Below are 20,720 nucleotides of genomic sequence, written 5' to 3'. Positions count from 1 at the left end.
AGGTGATTCTTTACTTCTCCTTTTTATTATGATAAATTGCTTTCATACATAGAATAAGGATTGACATAATGTTAATGTCAATCCTTATTCTCATTCTATTTTCGTAACTAGAAAACAAATTTGTGTCACATACTCTTCTGCTAAACAATCACATTCAGGTCCCTTTATATAAACCTCATATGGCGAATTAATTATTACATACCCATTTCTTTCAATCCATTCTTCTAACGCTATATAAGCGTAACCTATATAGTCGTAATTTCCATAATGCATAGTAGTAACGATATGATGTGGACTTAGTTGTTTCATTTCATACTCTTGTGCTACGTCTTCATCATTCCCCTGCATAACCGGAATTCTTAACTCAATATCACTGTTACTTGGAATATATTCTTCATCATAAAAGACTGCAGATGGAGAACCAACTATTTGAAAGTTATTTTTTTGTACCTCTTCATATAAGTCATAAAAATAATCATCCATATCATCTATATCTATTTTTACTCTTTGAGTAATTAACGTTACTTCGTTCCTCATTCCCATTAATATATCGTAACTTCTATGGCGAGCAATATTTAGACTACTATTCACCATTACCATTTCATTCATTTCTGAAATAACCTGTAAATTTTGCTTCACTTCCTGAGACAACTCGATAATTTGTGATTGTATATGTTGAACAAACGAATCTTGATCCGATGACTGCAAAACAATTTTAATTTTTGGAAGAGGAAATTTATACTCCCTTAGCTTTTTTATTTTCAGCGCTACTTCCAGTTGCTCTTGTTCATAATACCTATACCCATTAACCGGATTCACATATGCCGGTTTTAATATCTCCTCTTTGTCATAATGTCTTAACATCCGCGTACTCATTTTACAAATCCGAGAAAACTCAGCGATGGTATACATATCAATACTCCTTGAATATATTTTCTTTTCATTACTTATTTATTAAAACCAATCAAAAATCTTCTTCATTGAAAAATTTCCATTCTGATTTTTCAATCTTCTCATTTTCGAAGGTAACAAATGACTTGGACAATACCACGTTAAACAATTCATCGCGCCCCCCATTGTTGATATTTCTCCTACATGAATTTGAATAACTTGTTTCTCCGTATACTGTTGAATATATCGTAAAACTTCCTCATCTTTAGCTAGTCCAAACTTAGGAACATAAAGAGCATCACATGATTCTAACATATTTATATACAACCCTTTTGCCGATGCTATCTCTTGATCATATTGTCCTTTCTCTGTATATGATGAAGGAACAACTATAAATTCAGCTTCTGGCATTTGTTCTTTAATAATCTCTTGAACACTATATGCAAATTCATGATCCCCTAAAAAATCACTAATAAACATTGTATGTTCATCAATAAATTTAACCATTCCGTCTGCGTGTGCTAGTACATCCCCTTCTTCAGCAGGAATAATAATAACTCGGCTCACATCTAAATCCCATTCTAACTGCTCAATAATTTCCTCTTCTGTCCAATCATCGTTATCATCAAATATGCGTTCTGTTAATATTACAGTATCTTTTTTATTCCAAATAAGATTACCACCATCTAATATTAATGGGGATTTTACATATTCAAAGTCATTCTTTTTCAACCATTTATTAAATTGTTGATCTAAATATCGCCCTTGATCATCTGGCAAATAATTTGGTCGATATTTAAATTTAACTAGATGATTTGTGACAACCGGTGCAACATCTCTTAGCCAAATATCATCATACTCAAAACAGCTCGTATGAAAGTCTTGTTCTTCAACAGATAAAGATATAAGTTGATCCGCAATTGATTTCTTTTCATTTAAACATTCATTAAAGTAAATCAAGTCTTCATAAAATGGTTGATAATATTCATTTGATTCGTCTGGTATTGCAGTAAAAATAATGCCATTATGTTTTTGTTCCATATTATTCACCTCGCTTTTTAATAGTAGTTACATAACTGATTTTAAAAAGCCAACTATTCCTAAATTTATGTCTTTTTTCGTTACAACTCATGCAACATGTACATTTTATGAATGGATTATAGCATGGAGAAATATTATATATTTATATAAAAAATATAAGGCTGACGTTAAGCCTTATATTGACTCTTGACAAGTTTTTTTAATACCATATTTTAAAACAACAATAAATGATTAAATGATAACTCGATTCATTACCATCCAATTTCAGTTCTTGTATAAACTGAATGACTTCTTTCATAAGAAACACACTTAGAATAACCCCTAAGCAAATTAAAGCTACATTTAAAATGTACTGTAAAACGATAGGGAAATACGAAAACACTATTTTAAAATTCTTTAACACAAACATTTTTCTCCTTTACCATATAAAACGAAAAGCGAATATACACTATAATTAATTTATCATTATATTAAAATTTTATTATTATAAATAATAAGGAACGACAAAATAGGTAATAAGATTCCACCTATTTTGTCTATATAGCAGAACAACGAAATTACAATCAATTACTTCAATGCAATGGGTTGTTGTTGTGTCACACAATGAATCATACCGCCGTTTTTATACAACTCTCTCACATCAATACCGACTACTTTATGACCTGGGTATAACTTCTGAATCGTATCGTTTGCGATTTTATCATTCGGATCATTATAATTAGGCACTAATACAACTGTATTTCCGATATAATAATTGATATATGACCCCTTATAATCGAGAGTTTTTCCATTTTCTAAAGCAACCTTTTCTTTACTAAGCGGCAAGTATTCATACTTATATTTCTGTCCTGAAGCATTTTTTGCATCTAACAATGTATCCATATCTTTATTAGATAAACCCCATTCGGCTAGGTCATCTTCTTTCATCGTTACAATGGTAGATTTATTATGGAATTTAGCAAATCCATCAATATGAAAGTCCGTAATATCTAAATTAGGTACTCCGTCTAACCAAATAAAGTTTGATACCCCAAGATCACTTATATATTTTTCAATTTCTTTTTCTGATAAATCAGGATTTCTATTTTTATTCGTCACCGCACTTCGAGTTAATAACGCAGTCCCATTGCTGTCTAATTCAATTGCGCCGCCTTCAAGGACAAATTTTCCCCAATCAATTCTTTCAATTCCTAATTGTTTACTAACATTCTTACGTATTTGAGCATCATTTTTATACGGTGTTTTCTTCCCCCAACCATTAAATGCTGGATCTAATATTTTGAGATTTTTATTGCTGTCATAAACAAAAATTGGTCCACTGTCCCTTGCCCATACATCATCAGTAGGCGCGATAAAGAAATCAATCTTCTCCATATTTAACCCTTCATCTGTTAAAAGGTTATTGATTCTTTCTTTTTCTTCCTGGTCATATGCAACAATGTGGACTTTCTCACCCTCAGTTAAAGCACTTGCCATCTTAACCCAAATAGGTTCAACTTCCTTCTTATACTCTTCACCATATGTGTATTCATGTGGCCATTGTAGCCATGTACCTTCATGTTTATCTTTTTCATCTGGCATCGTATATTTCCCAGCATTTTTCTGTACCTCTACTTTTTCCCCTTCTTTCCCTTTAACATTTTCATTGTTACCCTCAAAAGAGCATCCACTAATAATCGTTGTAGATAATGTAGCTATTAAACAAAACTTTATTGCTTTTTTCATTTTTTCAACCTCCTGTTCTTGTCTCCAATAATGTAAAGCTTCACATAGTGTGAAGCTCAAGCTTTTTTATCAATGTAAAAATTACCAATTGTTCTTTGCATTACTTAACATTTAACTACCTATTTAGATTTATTCAAATGCCAATCGCCTTTCTTACCTATTTATCCCGCTATTTATGGGCAGTAAGACCCCCACCTCAAAATTCAGCGGAAGCAAAGAATTTAAGTGGGGCCCTGTTGCCCGTAAAAGCCCGATTGATGAGGGCTTCTACTCAGTGGTGGATGAACAAAGCCTCTCCACTGATTAAAGTTTCACTTTATTCAGTAAGTAAAACTTTACAAAATAAAAAAATCGGTATTGATAATTCCATATCAATACCGATTTTTTATAATTATTTTCCTTCTATTAAATCATTCGCCATTTTCCTAAATTCTTGATTAAATGCATCATTCATACCATTTTGGACGTTAGAAAATAATATGACAAACGTTCGTTTATCCCAGTTAAAATTATTAAAAGTGTTCCAGCCAGCTAATACACCGTGGTTATGATAATAATCTGGGTAAATATAGAAACTAAATCCATATTTTCTTGCAGGTGATGCAGAAAACATATCTGATACACTTTGTTTAGAAAGTAGTTTACCATCCATAATAGCTTCATCTAACTTTTTCATATCTTCAACAGTCGTATACATTTCACCACAACCATACAGCCAGTTCATTTTTAAGCGAGGTGTGGCTATTAACTTATTATCTTTTTTCGTATACCCTTCTGCTAAGAAAATATCTTCTGGGAGTGTTGCGCCCATTCCAGATTCATGCATTTCAACAGGATTCAAAATATTTTCTTTCACATATTCAGCAAGTGGTTTATTTGATATTTTTTCTACAATATATGCAAGCACCATATAATTATAATCTGTATATTTCCATCCTGTCCCTGCTGGAAATTGTAACGTTTGTGCCCCAATCCACGTTACTAATTTTAACCGTGATGCTGCGTCAACACTACCTTGTCCCTGTTCTGGTAATCCAGACGTATGTGTTAACAAGTTTCGTAACGTAATGTTTTTATCTGCTGGAAACGATGGGATATATTTATTTACATTGTCTTCAATGTTCAACTTCCCTTTTTCTTTTAGTTGCATAATAGATATTGCAACAACTGTTTTCGTAATAGAGCCAATGCGATATTTCGTTCTTGGCGTTGTTAGTACTTGATCTTTCACATTCGCATAACCGTAGCCTTTTCGTAAAATGACATGACCTTTACTTGCTACAAGAACACTCCCATTAAATCCTTTATCTTTTAAGTACTGATCTAGTTTTCCAGCTGCAATTTCATAACGCTTTTTCTCATTCGCATCAATTTCCTGCTTAACATCTTTTTGCTTACTATTTACATTAGAAAATGCCTTTGCATCATATTTTTTTCCTTTATTTGCATGTATTAGTGTAACAACACTTCCACAAAAAACAGCAAAAATAAAGAAAATGATTAACCATTTCTTTAACATACTAGGAGCCCTCTTTTATCTAGTTTCACTTAACGTACATCCATTCTATTTTATATCTTTTAATTATCAAGTATATTATAATATTATTTAATATTCACTCTGTTAAAACTAGATTCCTTTTTCTCACTTTCAATTTTGACTACTCTCTATTGTATTTCTTTCTTGCAAAATTTCCAACATACAATCGGATGCATTACAATATAATTTCAAATTCTTTTGTAACATTTGTTACATACTAAAAAGAATGGAGATGTAATATGAAAAACACCGATAAACGCAATCGTTTAGATGATAAGATGTTTCATTATCGGATAACAAAAAATAACATGTTATTAATTGAATATTACGGAAAACAGATTATGGCATTAAAAGGAAATGATGCTGAAAAATTTTTAAATAAAATAAATCATGCAAATAACAATAAAGAAAAACAGCTAATTATGGCTAAAATTACAGGTAATTTCAAAAGAGGTAATGAACGAAATTGAAAACGAATCTCATTTACATTTTGATTATACAACAAATAAAAAAAGAAATGTCGCTCATTCAACATTTCTTTAGACTTTCTTCATAAAAAATTTACATTGCTAACATTCCTTCATTTTCTATACTTCCTATATAAGCTAACCGCTGAAATAGTTAGTAATACAACTATGCATAACCACGCATACGTATATCCCTTCTTATCTACAATATAACCAAATAAAGCAGGCGCAGCAATAATAGCAATTTGATTTAATGTAAGTGCAAAACTCACTGTCATCCCTACCGATTCTTCACTTGCTGATTCCGCAACTTCAGTTATAAAAAGACTAAACCATCCAATTGAAAAGAACCCTAACAATGCACTTACACCATACAATACATTCGTTATTGTATGTATGCTCATTACTAATATTAGAATGAAGAAAATAGAAATACAAACAGTTATAAATAAGAGGGTACGCCGATTTCCCTTATAAAACAAATCACTAGTAGCTGCTAATATAACCCTACCAACCATTCCAGAAAAGAACATAACGGAAAATACTTTTCCAGCTAAAATTGGCGTGATTGATTGTTCCAATACTAAAAATTTTATAAAGTGTGCAACTAACACCATTTGCAATGAAATCATACAAATGCCAGTTATATAAATTGCATACAATTCTTTTTTACACATCACTTCTTTTAACTGCATCCAAAAAGAAAGTTTACTACGTTCTTGTTTAACTTTCTCTTGAATATATGGTTCCTTATAAAATATAAAAAATAAAAACCCTCCAATTATACAAATACATGCAATGCTATTTACCGCATAGGCCATATTATATTTTATTGTAAGAAACGGGATCAATACTCCCGCTAATGTACCACCAATCGGTATACCGGCTTGTCTAATCCCCATCGCTAACCCGCGATTTTCTTTTGAGAACCACTTCATTATCACCTTACTTCCTCCTGGCTGCGAAACACTATAAAACGTTCCTACTAATAAAAGTACAAAGAGTAACCCATTAAATCCATTGACCATATTAGTCAGTAAAAACGAACTTCCTAGTAAAAATGAACTTATCGAAATTAACAACTTTTCATTGTATTGATCAAGTAGCCGCCCGACAAAAAGCATACAAAATAGCGGTCCTATATTTACAACACTTACTAACAATCCAATCTCCGTATTCGTAAGTGCATATTCTTCTTTCCAAAATAAAGCAAACGCTCCAACACCATACGTTATAAGTGTCGCTGTTGTTTGAGCAACCGTCGCAAAAATTAACATAACCCACTTATAAGTACTATTCACCCTTTCTTCCATTAACACAATAATCCCTCCATCCCCTTCCATTGTATGAAAGTTCTGATATCATATAAAATAAAGATTTATCATGTAATCCATCAAAAAAAATGATACCTTTTCTGGAGGGATGATACTTGGATATAAAAGATTTAACTGTATTTTACGAAGTTGCGAAAGAAAAAAACATATCTCATGCAGCTAAAAATTTAAACTATGTACAGTCTGGCGTAACAATGCGTATGAAACAACTAGAAAACGAATTAGGTGTGCCTTTATTTTATCGAAACGGAAAAGGTGTAACTTTAACTTCTAACGGTGAGATTTTATTAACATACGCCAAACAAATTATCCACTTAATGGATCAATCTGTTAAAGCAGTTCAAAGTAATGGGATCGAACCAAGAGGCACTTTAAAAATTGGATGTACAGAATCTACAACCGCTGTAAGACTTCCATCTATATTAATGGCCTATTATGAGAAATACCCAAAAGTCGAATTAATTTTAGAATCAAATACGACGGAACAATTAATTAGGCTTGTACTAGAACGAAAACTGGACGGAGCTTTTATAGCTGGCTCTACTCAGCATGCCGAACTTCATACAAATATATTTCGTGAAGAAGAATTAGTTCTCATTAGCAAAAAGCCTTTATCTTCCTTTAAAGACATAGGAGACATGAATTTACTTGCATTTAGTCACGGGTGCTATTATAGAAATTTATTAGAAGATTGGCTTCAAGAAGAAGGAATTTCACCTAAGCGAGTATTTGAGTTTGGAACAATTGAAGCGATACTCGCATGTGTAAAATCAGGTATGGGCATAGCAATTATGATGAAGTCTATTTTAAATGGTCATAAACATGACATATCATTCAATCCTTTACCAAATAGCTTCCAAAAAGTTCCTACTACTTTTATTACTAGAAAAGATATATATCACTCTGCTGCATTACAAAAATTTATGGAGATGACTCACAATGCGTGAAAAGAAAATACGTGGTATGAAACGAAAAACAAACACTATGATAAAGCGAATTGAGGAACATACAAAAATGTTCCCTTCTACTTTCTATAACGATGAATACTGGAATATGCCTTTACCAGTTTCTCAAGCTTTTATCGATTCTTGTAAAACGCCTAGAAAAGTAAAACGATTATGTATTCAAACCTTATTAAATCAAGCAAATCATTTAATAAATATAAAACCTAGGGATACACATACATATCGAGTTGTTGTTTTGATTTCTATAAATAATTTATGGGATTCGCAAATCATTATATTTAAAAATGAGGACTACTTTCATAATTTCTTTAATAGAGATAGTGAATTTCAAAAATGGATTCTTCTTTCAAATGAAATTGATTTTTGGGAGACATGGGAAATTTCAGTTTGTCATTCCTTCAAAACGCTTCACTTTCAAGAAATTATTTATGATGCAGATGAATGCTATGAAAAAGAGATTACGTTTATCGGGGAGTTAAATTAAAAAGGGTATACCTAAAACACTGGTATACCCTTTTCCACTTATTTTTCCTTTAATACACTATGTAATCGATCCGGATAATTTGTAAACATTCCTGTAGCACCCCATTTGATTAACAGTCTCATATCGGGTTTCTCATTAATTGTATAAGGGTGAATTAACAGTCCATTTTTCCTAGCCATTTTCATATATGACTCATCAATAATTAGTTCTCCGTTATCATTACGTAAGTTTGGTCCAATACCAGCTGCATACTTTTTAATTTCTTGAAAATCATCATTTGTTACACTTTTCGGTTCATGTGTAATACCAGACCATTCAACAATTTCATTGTTTTCATTTGGATAATACCAAAGCAATTGAACTAACGGAATATTTTCATTCATACTATGAATCTTTTTCAAACTATCTTTACTAAATGATTGAATCATAACACGGCTAGAAGACATGTTTTGGCCTACTAAATTATATTTTTGTAACAACGCCAACAATTTCTCTTCCATTCCTGGATACACATCTGGTGATTTTGTTTCAATATAATACTTCATACTTCTTCCATACTTTTGGAAGATTTCTTCAAGAGTTGGAACCTTTTGCCCAACATACTCTTGCTTAGCCTTTTCTGGATACGCTTTATTAAACCATGATCCAGCATCTAAACTCTTTATTTCGCTTAACGTTTTATCTCGTACTTCGCCTGTTCCATTTGTAGTGCGATCAACTGCTGTATCATGCATTGCAATTAATTGGCCATCCTTTGTTAATTGAATATCTAACTCTAAATAATCCGCTTTCATTTTTTTCACTAGATCATAAGAAGCAAAAGTATGCTCAGGTGCATGTCCACTTGCTCCGCGATGTGCAATATTTAAAAACTTATTCGTATTCCATTCATGCTTTCCTTCTGCTTTCGCATGAACAGCTCCCCCAGCAAAGATGCTTCCTGTCATAAAGAAAATAACTAAAACGCTAATAATCTTTCTCATCCTTCAAACCCTTCCTACGTTGCAAATTTCAACAAGCTAATGAGATTTACACGAAATAGAAGACACACTTTCATTATTTTTATAAACCTATATTAAAATTCCAATCTTACAAATGTTTTCTATATTATTAATATAGAAAACTAGTATTATCCTATTTAATTTCTATAGCCCTCCTTTTCACATGTAACTCCCTATTTTGTACGGTTCATTCAATAAAAAAAGCCATAAATTATTTAGAATACACTCCTGTATCCCTAAATAAATTTATGGCTTTTCTCAAATATCTCCGGCCTCTATTAACTTGTCGAATTTAATCATATCAAACCTATTGAAATTTGTGAATATTTTTTTCAGTACAGTGAAGTACATAAAACAATATTTCTGTAGTTACTTAAAAATCACATAATAAATTTCTCATTACCTCTTCCAATACTATATCTGGATTTACTACCGTTTTTTCCGAACGCCATCCGATAAAGCCATCTGGTCTAATTAATACAGCACCTCCATTCTCTATACCATATAATTTGCTAAAAATATCTTCTGGAACAATAAAGTCTCCACTTAAGCCAACACGATACCCTTTTAGATGTATTCCTAATTTAGCTGAAACAGCATGTGCTGCCTCAGCCCAAGAACTATTTTCTACTCCTGTAAGTAATACAAAACTGTTACCGAATAAGTCTAATGTAGAAACTTTCTTCCCCTCATATGTTCCCCATAAATGTGGCGCTCGCGTTCCAGGTCTTCCGTTCAACTCTATGCTATCCATTCTATGCGGAGTGACTGAATCATCTATAATCGCCTCTGAACAATACTGATATCCAACTGTAACAGCTAAACCATCCATATTATTCAAACTGCCTTCCTCTCTATTCGCAGCACGAAACAGTAAACTACTTGCATAAGCTGTCGTTAATTTTGCAACAGAGTGTCTCTCCTCATGATATGTTTCTAACAATTTTGGTTTTGCCTTCCCTTTTATAACAGCCGCTAATTTCCAAGCTAGATTGTGCGCATCTTGTATTCCTGTATTTGAACCAAATCCTCCTGTTGGCGGCATAATATGTGCAGAATCGCCAACTAAAAAGGTTCGATTTCCTTGAAATTTCACCGCTGTACTTTCAGCGGCTTCCCACGGTAAAACACTTAATATTTTTGATTCAACATTTGTACTTCCAATTGCTATTTGAATAATTTGTTTACAACGTTCTATAGTGAAGTCCTCTAGCCCCTCTCCTTTTAATGGATCGTAGGCTACATGATAAATCCATTTTTTTACGTTATCAACCGGGATAAGTGCACCAAGAACCTCCGGATGAAGTACCATCGAAAAACCGAATGCATCTCCTTGTATAAACTCACTTAAATCAGCTTCAAAATAAATATTCATATAATAGCCACCAATGGTTCCACGACCCTCAGTTTTAATCCCTAACTGCTCACGTATTTTACTTTTCGCTCCATCCGCTGCAATTACATAGTCACAATGTATGACACTTTCTTTTTCTGTTTCACGATTTCGAATCGTTGCTTTTACCCCGTTTTCATTTTGTTCAAATGAAACTAATTCATGATAAAAAGATAGTTGCTCGCCTAATGTTTTCGCTTCTTGTAACATCATCTCTTCTAAAATAATTTGATAACACGCAGTTTGTTTTGATGGACTAATCTTTTCTATTTTTTGAAGTAACTCTTCATCGTTTCCGTATTGCGTCGCTCTCATTTGTTCCAATTCTTCTTTATTCGCCTCAGCTATTGTATGAACCGCTATTCTTCCTCTGCAGTTCTCTAATGCTTTACCTGCCAATTTAATTCTTTTTTCCAAACCTAATTCTCGAAATAACTCCATTGTACGTAAAGTAAGACCGCCTGCTTTCGGATGAATGGCAGTAGACGGATGCCTTTCAATAAGTAAGTACTCAATATTATGTTTTGCAAGAAATAACGCAGACGCTAACCCAGATAATCCCCCTCCAACAATTAAAACTGGTACATAATTCGATTTCATATATTTACCCTCCACATCATTGTTCTGAGCTCAGTGACATAAATATAATCAAAAAAAACATTAAAATATAGACTTATATTTCATTTTGAATTATCATATAGATAGATTACGCCTCAAAATTCCTTTTACCTTTTCATACATCTATAATCCACCTGAATTGTGTCTGTATGAAAGTGTAAAACAAAAGAATGTACTTTACGTTGAACCATGTTCTATCGTAAAAATCAAAAATAATACAAACATTATAAGCGGTCGCAACCTTATGGATTATACAAGGTTACGACCGCTTATTTTATTGTTACATCATTTTTTGTTTTTAAAACTTCATCTATTGTGTTATGTAATCCTTCCAATCCCTTTTCTATCTCCCTATAATTTTCAACAATAAAAAATTCATTCGTCTCGATTTTCTTTCTCAATATTGCACCTCATACAACAATCATGTAGCATTACCGTATCGAAGTAATGGTTCATCATCTTAAACCTTTCGACTAATTACCTGGAGGCAAAGTGATTGAAATGAATAAACAAGAACAATTAAATATTATAAAAAAAGATTTTATTGATTCTCAAAAAGTATTATTGGCAATTGGTGATGAAACACGTCAAGCTATTTTATTAGTGCTAATGGAAACGGAATGTCAAACAGGATTACGTGTAGGAGAAATTACGAAGCAAACACACCTTTCCCGTCCAGCAGTATCACATCACCTTAAGATTTTACGAGAAGCTGGCATTATTTTAATGAGAAAAGAAGGTACAAAGAATTTTTATTATATTGATATACGTACAAAATTAGGTTTATTAAAAAATCTTGTATTAGATATTGAGAAGCTATTGCAAAACTTTTATTAAAACTTGGAGGTATAAGAAATGAAAGCAATGATAATTGATAGATATGGAAAAGTCCCAATGCGTATGGCAGAGGTACCTACTCCTGAAATTAATGGGTATGAAGTGCTCGCAGAAATTCATGCAGCTAGTATTAACCCAATTGACTTTAAAATACGTGATGGAAAAGTAAAGATGTTACTGAAATATGAAATGCCTCTAATCCTTGGTAATGACTTTTCCGGTGTCATCGTGAAGGTTGGATCGCAAGTAACTCGTTTTAAAGTCGGCGATGCAATATATGCACGTCCAAGAAAAAATAAGATCGGTACTTTCGCGGAATATATAGCCATTCATGAAGATGATATAGCTTTAAAACCAAAAAATTTAAGTTTTGAGGAAGCGGCGTCGATTCCACTCGTTGGCTTAACATCCTATCAAGCACTACATGATGTTATGCATTTACAAAAAGGACAAAAAATATTAATTCACGCTGGGTCTGGTGGTGTTGGTACTTTCGCAATTCAGTTAGCAAAAATAATGGGCGCTACCGTTACAACAACTGCTAGTGAAGCTGGTTCCGATTTAGTAAAGTCTCTTGGCGCAGATCAAATTATTAATTACAAAACAGAAAAATTTGAAGAAATACTCAAAAATTATGATGCAGTATTTGATACAATCGGCGGAACAACACTTGAAAAATCATTCAATATTATAAAAAGCGGAGGAAACATTGTTTCAGTTTCAGGTATGCCGAATGCTCGCTTCGGTAAAGAATTTGGTTCAGGCTTCTTTAAAACTCTCTTATTTTCATTAGCCAGCAAAAAACTTACTGCACTTGAAAAAAAGCATAATGCTCAATATTCATTTTTATTTATGAAGCCAAGCGGGGATCAATTACGTACTATTGCAAACTATATTGAAGCCGGAAAAATCAAACCGGTAATCGATCGAGTTTTCCCTTTTGAAGATGCTCAAAAAGCAATGGAATATTCAGAGTCTGGAAGAGCAAAAGGAAAAATAATTGTAAAAATTAAATAATAATAAAAACCTCCATTTTCTTAAAATGGAGGTTTTAAATTTGCTGTTAAATAGACATAGTGCAATGAAGTCCTTACAATAGATTGCAAGGGGAAATATTATATTATACTTTTAGTTAACTTTACAAAGAATACATACGTACAAATACATAACTTAAAATACAAAAAGGAGGAGATACAATGACTAAAAATAATGAAACAGGTTGGAATTTAGATAATAGTTATACGACTTTACCACAATCATTTTATACAGAAATCCCCCCTACTCCCGTAAGTTCACCGGAGTTAGTTAAACTAAACCATTCATTAGCGATATCTCTTGGCTTGACCCCTGAAGAACTGAAAAAGGAAGCTGAAATTGCTATTTTCGCTGGTAATGCACTCCCAGAAGGAGCTCATCCATTAGCTCAAGCATATGCTGGCCATCAATTCGGACATTTTAATATGTTAGGCGACGGTCGTGCTCTTTTAATTGGCGAACAAATTACTCCTTCAGGTAAGCGTTTCGATATTCAACTGAAAGGTTCTGGCCCTACTCCCTATTCACGCCGAGGAGATGGTCGTGCTGCACTCGGTCCGATGCTACGTGAATATATTATTAGCGAAGCAATGTATGCACTCGATATTCCAACTACCCGCAGTTTAGCAGTTGTCACAACCGGTGAACCAACATATCGTGAAACAAAGTTACCTGGAGCAATTTTAACTAGAGTAGCTAGTAGCCATATACGCGTCGGTACATTTCAATATGCTGCAGCTCGTGGTTCAATAGAGGACCTGAAATCACTAGCTGACTATACGATAAAAAGGCATTACCCAGAAATTGAATCCCATGAAAACCGATATACTGCATTACTACAAGCAGTCATTAAAAGACAAGCTAGTCTTATCGCAAAATGGCAACTTGTTGGATTTATTCACGGTGTAATGAACACTGACAATATAACGATCAGTGGCGAAACAATTGATTACGGTCCTTGTGCATTTATGGACAATTACGACCAAGGAACCGTATTTAGCTCTATTGACACACAAGGTCGTTATGCATATGGAAATCAACCATATATGGCCGCATGGGATCTCGCACGACTAGCAGAATCTTTAATACCGATTCTGCACGAAGATGATGAAGAAGCACTAAAAATCGCTCAAGACGAAATTTCGAAATTTAGCGTACAGTATGAAAACAATTGGTTCCTTGGAATGAAAAAGAAATTAGGACTATTTAGCAACGAAGAACAAGATCAATCACTTATTGAGCAACTTTTAAAAATGATGGAGAAATATAAAGCAGATTACACTAATACATTCCGTTCATTAACTCTTGATACGTTAGAAAATATCCCTCTATTCGATAGTCCTGAATTTAAAGAATGGTACAAACTGTGGCAATCTCGATTAGAAAAACAAGAAGAATCGAAAGAAAACGCCTACGAGATGATGAAAAATAATAACCCATCAATCATCCCGAGGAACCACCGTGTAGAAGAAGCACTAGAAGCAGCTGTTACAAATGACGACTATAGCGTAATGGAGAAACTTCTTGAAGCTTTATCAAATCCTTATGCGTATTCTACAGATCAAGAAGAATACTGCATTCCGCCTGCACCGACGAATCGCCCTTATCGTACTTTTTGTGGGACTTGATTAAAAATTTGTTTTTATTTTAACCCAAAATTTATTAAGTTAACTATTAATCACAAACTTAAAAGTTGCTTTCAATATTGAAAGCAACACATTTAGTATCCAACCTTAAACAAGTCACAAATTATAATTTGTGACTTGTTTAATTACCCACGTTCAATAGAAGGTTTGTTTTGCAGGCATCGTTGTATCTTCAGAGACAGCATATGGATTTTCATTAGGTTTTATAATTATAAACGTTCCACCATATCCACTGTGAGCTAATTTATTGCAAAGACCTTCTACCATAAAACCCCATAACTCCAGCTGCTATTCCCATTATAGATAATCCAAGTTTTTTCTTTATTTTAATGCTTCTTTTTCAAATATTCTCTTTTTTATTTCATAACTCATAAAAAAATACTTTTCTGCTTTTTCTATATTACCTACTTTATGAAACTCTAATGCCAGACTTTCAGTATATTCGTGAATATACTCCGATAAATTTTTTCTTTCAAAGTAAGAAAAACCTTCAAGAATAATTTTTTCTATTTTTTCTACCTCTAAATGCTGACAAAATCCCTTTAGAATTAAAAAGTGATATCTATATTCATCATTTTTTAATTCCTCACAAACCTTCAATCCACTTTCAATTAATTCCTTCGCTTTTTCTATTTCACCTAATTTATAATATTCTCTTGCCTCTAAAAAGATTGCCTTATAATGAGTAGGCATTTTTTTAGAAACCTCAGATAAGTGTCTAATTGCTAAAACTGAAAGATTTTGACTCGCATACAATAAACCTAAATTATGTCTGATTCTTAATACTAACATTTCTGCATCATTTTTTTGTAAAATGTTTATTGCTGACGCAATATATTCCTCACCTTTATCATGCTGCTTTAATTCCGAAAAAGATAATCCTAATATATTTTCGCACAGCGCTATGTTCACTTCATACCCTGCTTGTTTAACAAAGATATCTCTTGCCTTTGAAGCGTATTCAATAGCTGAATATGCGTAATGCAAGTGGTATTTTAATATAGCAACTCTATAATTAAACTCTGCATATTCAATTTCATCTGAAATATGCTCTAATAACCCTTCAGCTTTTTCAAAATAGTTGCTAGCTTCACTATAATTAGTAAGAATTGTATAATGAATGGCTTTGAATAAATAATAATAATAATTAGAATATTCATCATTTGGTTTAGGCAATGCATCTATTTTATCAAAAGCTTTTTTCAAATTACCTAAACCATCTATTAGCACTTTATATCGAAATTCTAACAGATAATAGTGAAATGAAACCTTTATATCTGATTCGATAATATAAAGCTTTTTATCGATCTCTTCTTTTAATTTTTTTGCCTCACTTATACGTTGAGCTCTAATATCTCGATACCAATCATTCAGCATCTTATTAATTAATTCATTGCCAGTGATTTGTATATTCATCAAATCCACTCTCCTTCTTTTAATTATCATAAAAATAACATAATTCAATTATTTATATCTATCTATATATATATATATTTCTCAACAATTGAACGAAATTCATTCACTGAATTTTGTTCAATATTTTAATAGACCCGCTGTAAATATGAATACTTTTTCTTATAACCTCTGAATATGAGTATCCTTAAAATCCGTCTCATATTTCAATCCATATCCAAACATTCGATCCATTCCAATATGTGCTGTCCATATTAAGCTAATCATTATAACGATATCCATCTTAAAATAGACACCTATTAGAACAATTAATATGGATATGATATATGTGTGACATACATTATATATTTTTGCACCAACGTGATTATTAATCCCATATGCTAACATTGATAGATCCGGCGCTAAAAGGAATACAAAAAATATAATCCAACTAAACTCATATATCGAATACATATAAATCGTGGCTAAAAATACAACCATTCCTTCAAAATGTACAATACGTTTTTGCATTATTTATCATTCCTATTTTTCTATATTTATTGATACATTTTCATCGCTGAAAGTATTCTTTGTATTTTTTGACCAGATGGTTGCTAATATTGGCCCTGCAATGTTATGCCATACTGCCGCTAATACACTTGGGAGTGCAGCAACCGGTCCAAAATGTGCTGTCGCCAGCGCAACACCTAAACCTGAATTTTGCATTCCTACTTCTATTGAAATAGCCCTTCTTGTCCCTTCGTCTAGTCCAAGTACGAACGCAGTTATATATCCGAGCAAAAAACCGAAAGCATTATGGAGCATCACCGCAATAAAGATAAGAAGTCCTGAAGAAGTAATGCTACTTACATTTGCTGAAACAACTGCAGAAACAATTATGATAATTGCTACAACTGATATTAAAGGAATAACAGTCATTCCTTTATTAACGATATGAGGGAAAAACTTTTTCACTACTAGTCCTAAAATAATAGGCACAATAATGACTTGTACGATAGAAAGAAACATGGACATAGCATTTACTGGCATCCATTGCCCTGCAAGTAATAGTAGAATGAGCGGTGTAGCAATTGGTGCTAGTAACGTTGATACTGAAGTCATTGCAATAGACAACGCTAAGTTCCCTTTTGCTAAATAAACCATAACATTTGATGCAGTGCCACCCGGTACTGAACCGAGCAACACTAACCCAGCTGCTAATTCCGCTGGCAGATTCATAACGTAGGCTAGTACGTATGCGACAAGTGGCATAATAATAAACTGAGCACATACACCGATAATAACTGGTAATGGTTTTGTAGCTATGATTTTGAAATCAACAGCCTTCAATGTTAATCCCATCCCAAACATGACAACCCCAAGTAAAATCGTTATGTAACTAGTTAACCCGAGAAATGGCGCGGGAATGAAATATGCAATAGCTGCAATACAAATAACCCAAAATGCAAAATACTTTCCAGCTATATTACTTATCGCTTCTAGTACTTTCATCCACTCAGCCCCTATTTTTTAATTGAAACACCTTTTTCGGATTCAAAATATTTTGCGGATCAAGAACTTTCTTTATTTTCTCCATTACAAATAATGCCGCCCCATGTTCTTCTTCTTGATACTTTCGTTTCCCGATTCCAACGCCATGTTCTCCTGTACACGTTCCTCCTCGTTTAAGAGCATACTGAACGATACTTTCATTTATTTCGTCTGCCTTCTTCACTTCCTCCTTATCATTTGTGTCAATCATTAAGAGTACATGGAAATTCCCATCCCCAACATGACCGAGAATACCGCCAATAAGCCCTACTTTATGTAATACCTCTTTCGCATGTTGAATCGCTCCAGCTAATTCCGAAATTGGTACACATACGTCTGTACTCATTAGCTTTTTACCAGGATAACTATGCACGTAAGAGTACGCTAAGTTATGTCTTGCATCCCACAGCTTATTTCTCGCTGCTGTTTCCGTCTCAAACGCAATTTCTATACATTTATGATCAAGAACGATTTCTTTCGTAAATTCAATATCTTGCTTTAACCCTGCTTCATTGCCGTGAAACTCTAAAAACAGTGTCGGTTCTTCTCTGTAACTTGTTTCATTGTAATAATTTACTTGTTTCATAGATAATTCATCAACGAGTTCAATTCTCGCGATTGGAATACCTGCTTGTAATATGTTAATTACAGCTTCTACTGCATCATTTATAGTTGGAAACGATGCCCTCGCAGCCATAACATGTTCTGGTATACCGTATACTTTTAAAGTTAACTCCGTGAAACATCCAAGTGTTCCTTCTGAGCCTACGAAAATACCATTTAAATGATAACCTGATGATGACTTCGCCGCTAAATTCCCGGTATGTATTACTCCTCCATCAGCAAGAACGACTTCTAAATCTCGAACTTGATCACGCATTACCCCATACTTTACCGCTGTCGTTCCGCTCGCATTTGTAGCAGCCATTCCTCCTAACGTTGCATCAGCTCCTGGGTCTACACTAAAAAATAATCCATACTTTTTCAATTCTTTATTAAGCTGAGAGCGCGTCACCCCTGGCTGTACTCTCACAAGAAAATCCTTTTCTCTTATTTCAAGTATTTTGTTCATAAGAGAAAAGTCCATTGTAATTCCTTTTTCGTAAGGAATTACATGTCCCTCTAAACTGGACCCTACTCCAAATGGAACGACAGCTGTTCCGTGCTGAATCGCTATTTTCATTATCGCGCTAACTTCTTCGGTCGTTTTTGGAAAAACAACTACATCAGGCAAACTACTACTATGGTAAGATTCATCTTTACTATGTAACTCTCGTACTGTCATATTTATTACTACTCGATCTTCAGGAAGTATGCCTTTTAATTCATTTACTACATGTTCAATTGTTATTTCCATAATCAACTCTCCTTTTTAATTTTAAAACAAGTATACCATCTTTATACAAAATAATTAGAAAAATAAGATTATTAAACCTGAACATACAAAAAAGAACCTGCAGCACACGCTACAAGTTCTTTTTCACTACATTTTAAACGATTTCTTTATTAACAACATAAACCAAATTAAAGTAACTGCCATCAACGAATGAGAAAATCCTACAATATAAGTTAACCCTTTAAAGTCAGCTCCATTTAACTGAAGAAGCCCTCTCGCTGCTAGCGAACCTAACATTAATGTTAATGCAATATTATGTAAAACAAACCACTTATTAAACCCTTGCACTTCATGAAACGCGAATACTTTTGCTAATCCTAAAGCAATTAAAAAGAAGAAAAAGCCAAGTACAAGTGTATGCGTATGCAAAAGATTTAACAAAGTAGACCCTAAAATCCCTTTATACTTACCATACTCCCTAGCGAAAATCCCTGATAATAAACCGATAATCAAATACGTAAACGATGCATTATATAATTTCTTCATTATGTACCTCCTTGAGTAGAATGTATAGTGTGTCATATTTAGTAATAATGATAGTTATATAGTAAAAACTCCTAGTCACCTAGGAGTCATTGTATAAGCATCTCACTCTTTACAATCAATCCTAATTATAAGATATCTCTCTATACAAAACAAACGAACTTTATGTGAACAAACACCCCCATTAAAATATGTTGCACTTTTGTTTTACACAATCCATACTAATTGTTATAACTTTTTAAAGGTGGTGTAATTATTGATAGTTCTTGAAACTGAACGTCTTAATCTTCGCTGGTTTGATATAAAAGACGCTCCTTTTATTCTTGAGTTAGTAAACGATCCTGCATGGATTCAGTTTATCGGTGACAAAGGAGTTAGTAACTTAGAAGATGCAAAAAATTATATTGTAAACGGTCCCATCGATATGTATAACAAACTTGGATTCGGCCTTTACTTAGTAGAACGAAAAAAAGATCTCACTCCACTTGGTATGTGTGGCCTTATTAAAAGAGATTCATTAGAAGACGTTGATATCGGGTTTGCCTTTTTAGAGACATTCCGTTCAAAAGGATATGGCTACGAGTCAGCTTCTGCGATAATCGAATACGGTGTACAAAAGCTCGGCATGAAACGAATTGTAGCAATTACTTCTGTAGATAACATCGCCTCAGGAAAGCTTTTAGAAAAAGTAGGATTACGATTTGAGAAAATCATTTCAGATTCAGGAGAAGATTTAAAATTATTTGGGTATAACGCATAGTAAAGAAGGTCGCCGTGAATGGTGACCTTCTTTACTATTTTACTGATCTCGTCATAATACTTTTAGTTCCATTTATAGTTTTACAGTAATTCTTGTGATTACTACTATGCCTTTCATATCACATTTTTTGGAAATTCATAGAAATAAAACTTTCACATTTAAAT

The 20,720-nt window shown here is 33.1% G+C and carries 22 protein-coding genes; 7 read left to right on the top strand and 15 right to left on the bottom strand.

Features of this window, described 5'->3' with window-relative positions; translation table 11 throughout:
* Positions 1 to 90: 90 nt before the first annotated feature.
* The 5 genes from B9A45_RS12130 to B9A45_RS12100 form a co-directional block, all read right to left on the bottom strand.
* Positions 91 to 912 carry a MerR family transcriptional regulator gene (locus B9A45_RS12130; protein ID WP_084064072.1) on the bottom strand — a complete coding sequence of 274 codons (822 nt, stop codon included), beginning with the start codon at positions 910 to 912 and terminating at the stop codon, positions 91 to 93.
* 42 nt (positions 913 to 954) lie between these two features.
* Positions 955 to 1,932 carry an agmatine deiminase family protein gene (locus B9A45_RS12125; RefSeq protein ID WP_084064071.1) on the bottom strand — a complete coding sequence of 326 codons (978 nt, stop codon included), beginning with the start codon at positions 1,930 to 1,932 and terminating at the stop codon, positions 955 to 957.
* 199 nt (positions 1,933 to 2,131) lie between these two features.
* A complete protein-coding gene (locus B9A45_RS12115) occupies positions 2,132 to 2,335 on the bottom strand; it encodes a hypothetical protein (protein WP_000916568.1) in 204 nt (67 codons plus the stop codon).
* A 164-nt stretch (positions 2,336 to 2,499) separates the two neighbouring features.
* Positions 2,500 to 3,657 carry an agmatine deiminase family protein gene (locus B9A45_RS12110; RefSeq protein WP_141537338.1) on the bottom strand — a complete coding sequence of 386 codons (1,158 nt, stop codon included), beginning with the start codon at positions 3,655 to 3,657 and terminating at the stop codon, positions 2,500 to 2,502.
* 391 nt (positions 3,658 to 4,048) lie between these two features.
* On the bottom strand, positions 4,049 to 5,176 hold the full coding sequence (locus tag B9A45_RS12100; protein ID WP_000915165.1) for a serine hydrolase domain-containing protein: 1,128 nt from the start codon (positions 5,174 to 5,176) through the stop codon (positions 4,049 to 4,051).
* A 257-nt stretch (positions 5,177 to 5,433) separates the two neighbouring features.
* On the opposite strand from B9A45_RS12100, the gene B9A45_RS12095 reads away from it, so the two are divergent.
* The gene (locus B9A45_RS12095; protein ID WP_084064070.1) at positions 5,434 to 5,664 is read left to right on the top strand and encodes a hypothetical protein; all 231 of its coding nucleotides are present in this window, start codon (positions 5,434 to 5,436) and stop codon (positions 5,662 to 5,664) included.
* 110 nt (positions 5,665 to 5,774) lie between these two features.
* Here B9A45_RS12095 and B9A45_RS12090 read toward each other — a convergent pair whose 3' ends face one another.
* On the bottom strand, positions 5,775 to 7,004 hold the full coding sequence (locus tag B9A45_RS12090) for an MFS transporter (RefSeq protein ID WP_002000388.1): 1,230 nt from the start codon (positions 7,002 to 7,004) through the stop codon (positions 5,775 to 5,777).
* Between the two features lie 86 nt (positions 7,005 to 7,090).
* On the opposite strand from B9A45_RS12090, the gene B9A45_RS12085 reads away from it, so the two are divergent.
* Positions 7,091 to 7,942 carry a LysR family transcriptional regulator gene (locus B9A45_RS12085; protein WP_000351684.1) on the top strand — a complete coding sequence of 284 codons (852 nt, stop codon included), beginning with the start codon at positions 7,091 to 7,093 and terminating at the stop codon, positions 7,940 to 7,942.
* Complete coding sequence (locus tag B9A45_RS12080) at positions 7,935 to 8,444, top strand: DUF3916 domain-containing protein (RefSeq protein WP_016111438.1); 510 nt, start codon at positions 7,935 to 7,937, stop codon at positions 8,442 to 8,444. The genes B9A45_RS12085 and B9A45_RS12080 overlap by 8 nt, the downstream gene beginning before the upstream one ends.
* A 38-nt stretch (positions 8,445 to 8,482) precedes the next feature.
* Here the strand turns inward: B9A45_RS12080 and B9A45_RS12075 are convergent, their stop codons facing one another.
* The 3 genes from B9A45_RS12075 to B9A45_RS32625 form a co-directional block, all read right to left on the bottom strand.
* Positions 8,483 to 9,427 (bottom strand): glycerophosphodiester phosphodiesterase, encoded by a 945-nt coding sequence (locus B9A45_RS12075; RefSeq protein ID WP_001226340.1) that lies wholly within the window; start codon positions 9,425 to 9,427, stop codon positions 8,483 to 8,485.
* A 391-nt stretch (positions 9,428 to 9,818) separates the two neighbouring features.
* Complete coding sequence (locus tag B9A45_RS12070; protein WP_000841674.1) at positions 9,819 to 11,438, bottom strand: FAD-dependent oxidoreductase; 1,620 nt, start codon at positions 11,436 to 11,438, stop codon at positions 9,819 to 9,821.
* A gap of 287 nt (positions 11,439 to 11,725) precedes the next feature.
* The gene (locus tag B9A45_RS32625) at positions 11,726 to 11,857 is read right to left on the bottom strand and encodes a hypothetical protein (RefSeq protein WP_001227549.1); all 132 of its coding nucleotides are present in this window, start codon (positions 11,855 to 11,857) and stop codon (positions 11,726 to 11,728) included.
* 91 nt (positions 11,858 to 11,948) lie between these two features.
* On the opposite strand from B9A45_RS32625, the gene B9A45_RS12065 reads away from it, so the two are divergent.
* From B9A45_RS12065 to B9A45_RS12055, 3 genes are all read left to right on the top strand, one after another.
* Positions 11,949 to 12,293, top strand: a complete 345-nt coding sequence (locus tag B9A45_RS12065; RefSeq protein ID WP_000571870.1) for an ArsR/SmtB family transcription factor — start codon at positions 11,949 to 11,951, stop codon at positions 12,291 to 12,293.
* Between the two features lie 18 nt (positions 12,294 to 12,311).
* Entirely contained in the window at positions 12,312 to 13,310 is a 999-nt protein-coding gene (locus B9A45_RS12060) for an NADP-dependent oxidoreductase (RefSeq protein ID WP_084064069.1), read from the top strand.
* Positions 13,311 to 13,489: 179 nt separating this feature from the next.
* Positions 13,490 to 14,956 (top strand): protein adenylyltransferase SelO, encoded by a 1,467-nt coding sequence (locus B9A45_RS12055; RefSeq protein ID WP_016111437.1) that lies wholly within the window; start codon positions 13,490 to 13,492, stop codon positions 14,954 to 14,956.
* Between the two features lie 153 nt (positions 14,957 to 15,109).
* Here the strand turns inward: B9A45_RS12055 and B9A45_RS32620 are convergent, their stop codons facing one another.
* The 6 genes from B9A45_RS32620 to B9A45_RS12025 all read right to left on the bottom strand — a co-directional run bounded on the left by B9A45_RS32620 (position 15,110) and on the right by B9A45_RS12025 (position 19,799).
* Positions 15,110 to 15,241 (bottom strand): hypothetical protein, encoded by a 132-nt coding sequence (locus B9A45_RS32620; RefSeq protein WP_000229164.1) that lies wholly within the window; start codon positions 15,239 to 15,241, stop codon positions 15,110 to 15,112.
* 54 nt (positions 15,242 to 15,295) lie between these two features.
* On the bottom strand, positions 15,296 to 16,390 hold the full coding sequence (locus B9A45_RS12045) for a response regulator aspartate phosphatase (protein ID WP_001025499.1): 1,095 nt from the start codon (positions 16,388 to 16,390) through the stop codon (positions 15,296 to 15,298).
* 159 nt (positions 16,391 to 16,549) lie between these two features.
* Positions 16,550 to 16,897 carry a DUF4260 domain-containing protein gene (locus tag B9A45_RS12040; RefSeq protein WP_058839630.1) on the bottom strand — a complete coding sequence of 116 codons (348 nt, stop codon included), beginning with the start codon at positions 16,895 to 16,897 and terminating at the stop codon, positions 16,550 to 16,552.
* A 12-nt stretch (positions 16,898 to 16,909) separates the two neighbouring features.
* On the bottom strand, positions 16,910 to 17,878 hold the full coding sequence (locus B9A45_RS12035; RefSeq protein WP_000865826.1) for a bile acid:sodium symporter family protein: 969 nt from the start codon (positions 17,876 to 17,878) through the stop codon (positions 16,910 to 16,912).
* 4 nt (positions 17,879 to 17,882) lie between these two features.
* A complete protein-coding gene (locus tag B9A45_RS12030; RefSeq protein WP_000406572.1) occupies positions 17,883 to 19,274 on the bottom strand; it encodes an FAD-binding oxidoreductase in 1,392 nt (463 codons plus the stop codon).
* A 126-nt stretch (positions 19,275 to 19,400) separates the two neighbouring features.
* A complete protein-coding gene (locus tag B9A45_RS12025) occupies positions 19,401 to 19,799 on the bottom strand; it encodes a DUF2871 family protein (protein ID WP_000737896.1) in 399 nt (132 codons plus the stop codon).
* Positions 19,800 to 20,052: 253 nt separating this feature from the next.
* On the opposite strand from B9A45_RS12025, the gene B9A45_RS12020 reads away from it, so the two are divergent.
* Positions 20,053 to 20,556 (top strand): GNAT family N-acetyltransferase, encoded by a 504-nt coding sequence (locus B9A45_RS12020; RefSeq protein ID WP_000636208.1) that lies wholly within the window; start codon positions 20,053 to 20,055, stop codon positions 20,554 to 20,556.
* Positions 20,557 to 20,720: the final 164 nt, after the last annotated feature.

The sequence above is a fragment of the Bacillus sp. JKS001846 genome, from assembly GCF_900176455.1.
GTDB lineage: Bacteria > Bacillota > Bacilli > Bacillales > Bacillaceae_G > Bacillus_A > Bacillus_A cereus.
The sequence above is the reverse complement of the archived record's forward strand: the minus strand, read 5'-3'. Positions and strand labels throughout refer to the sequence as shown.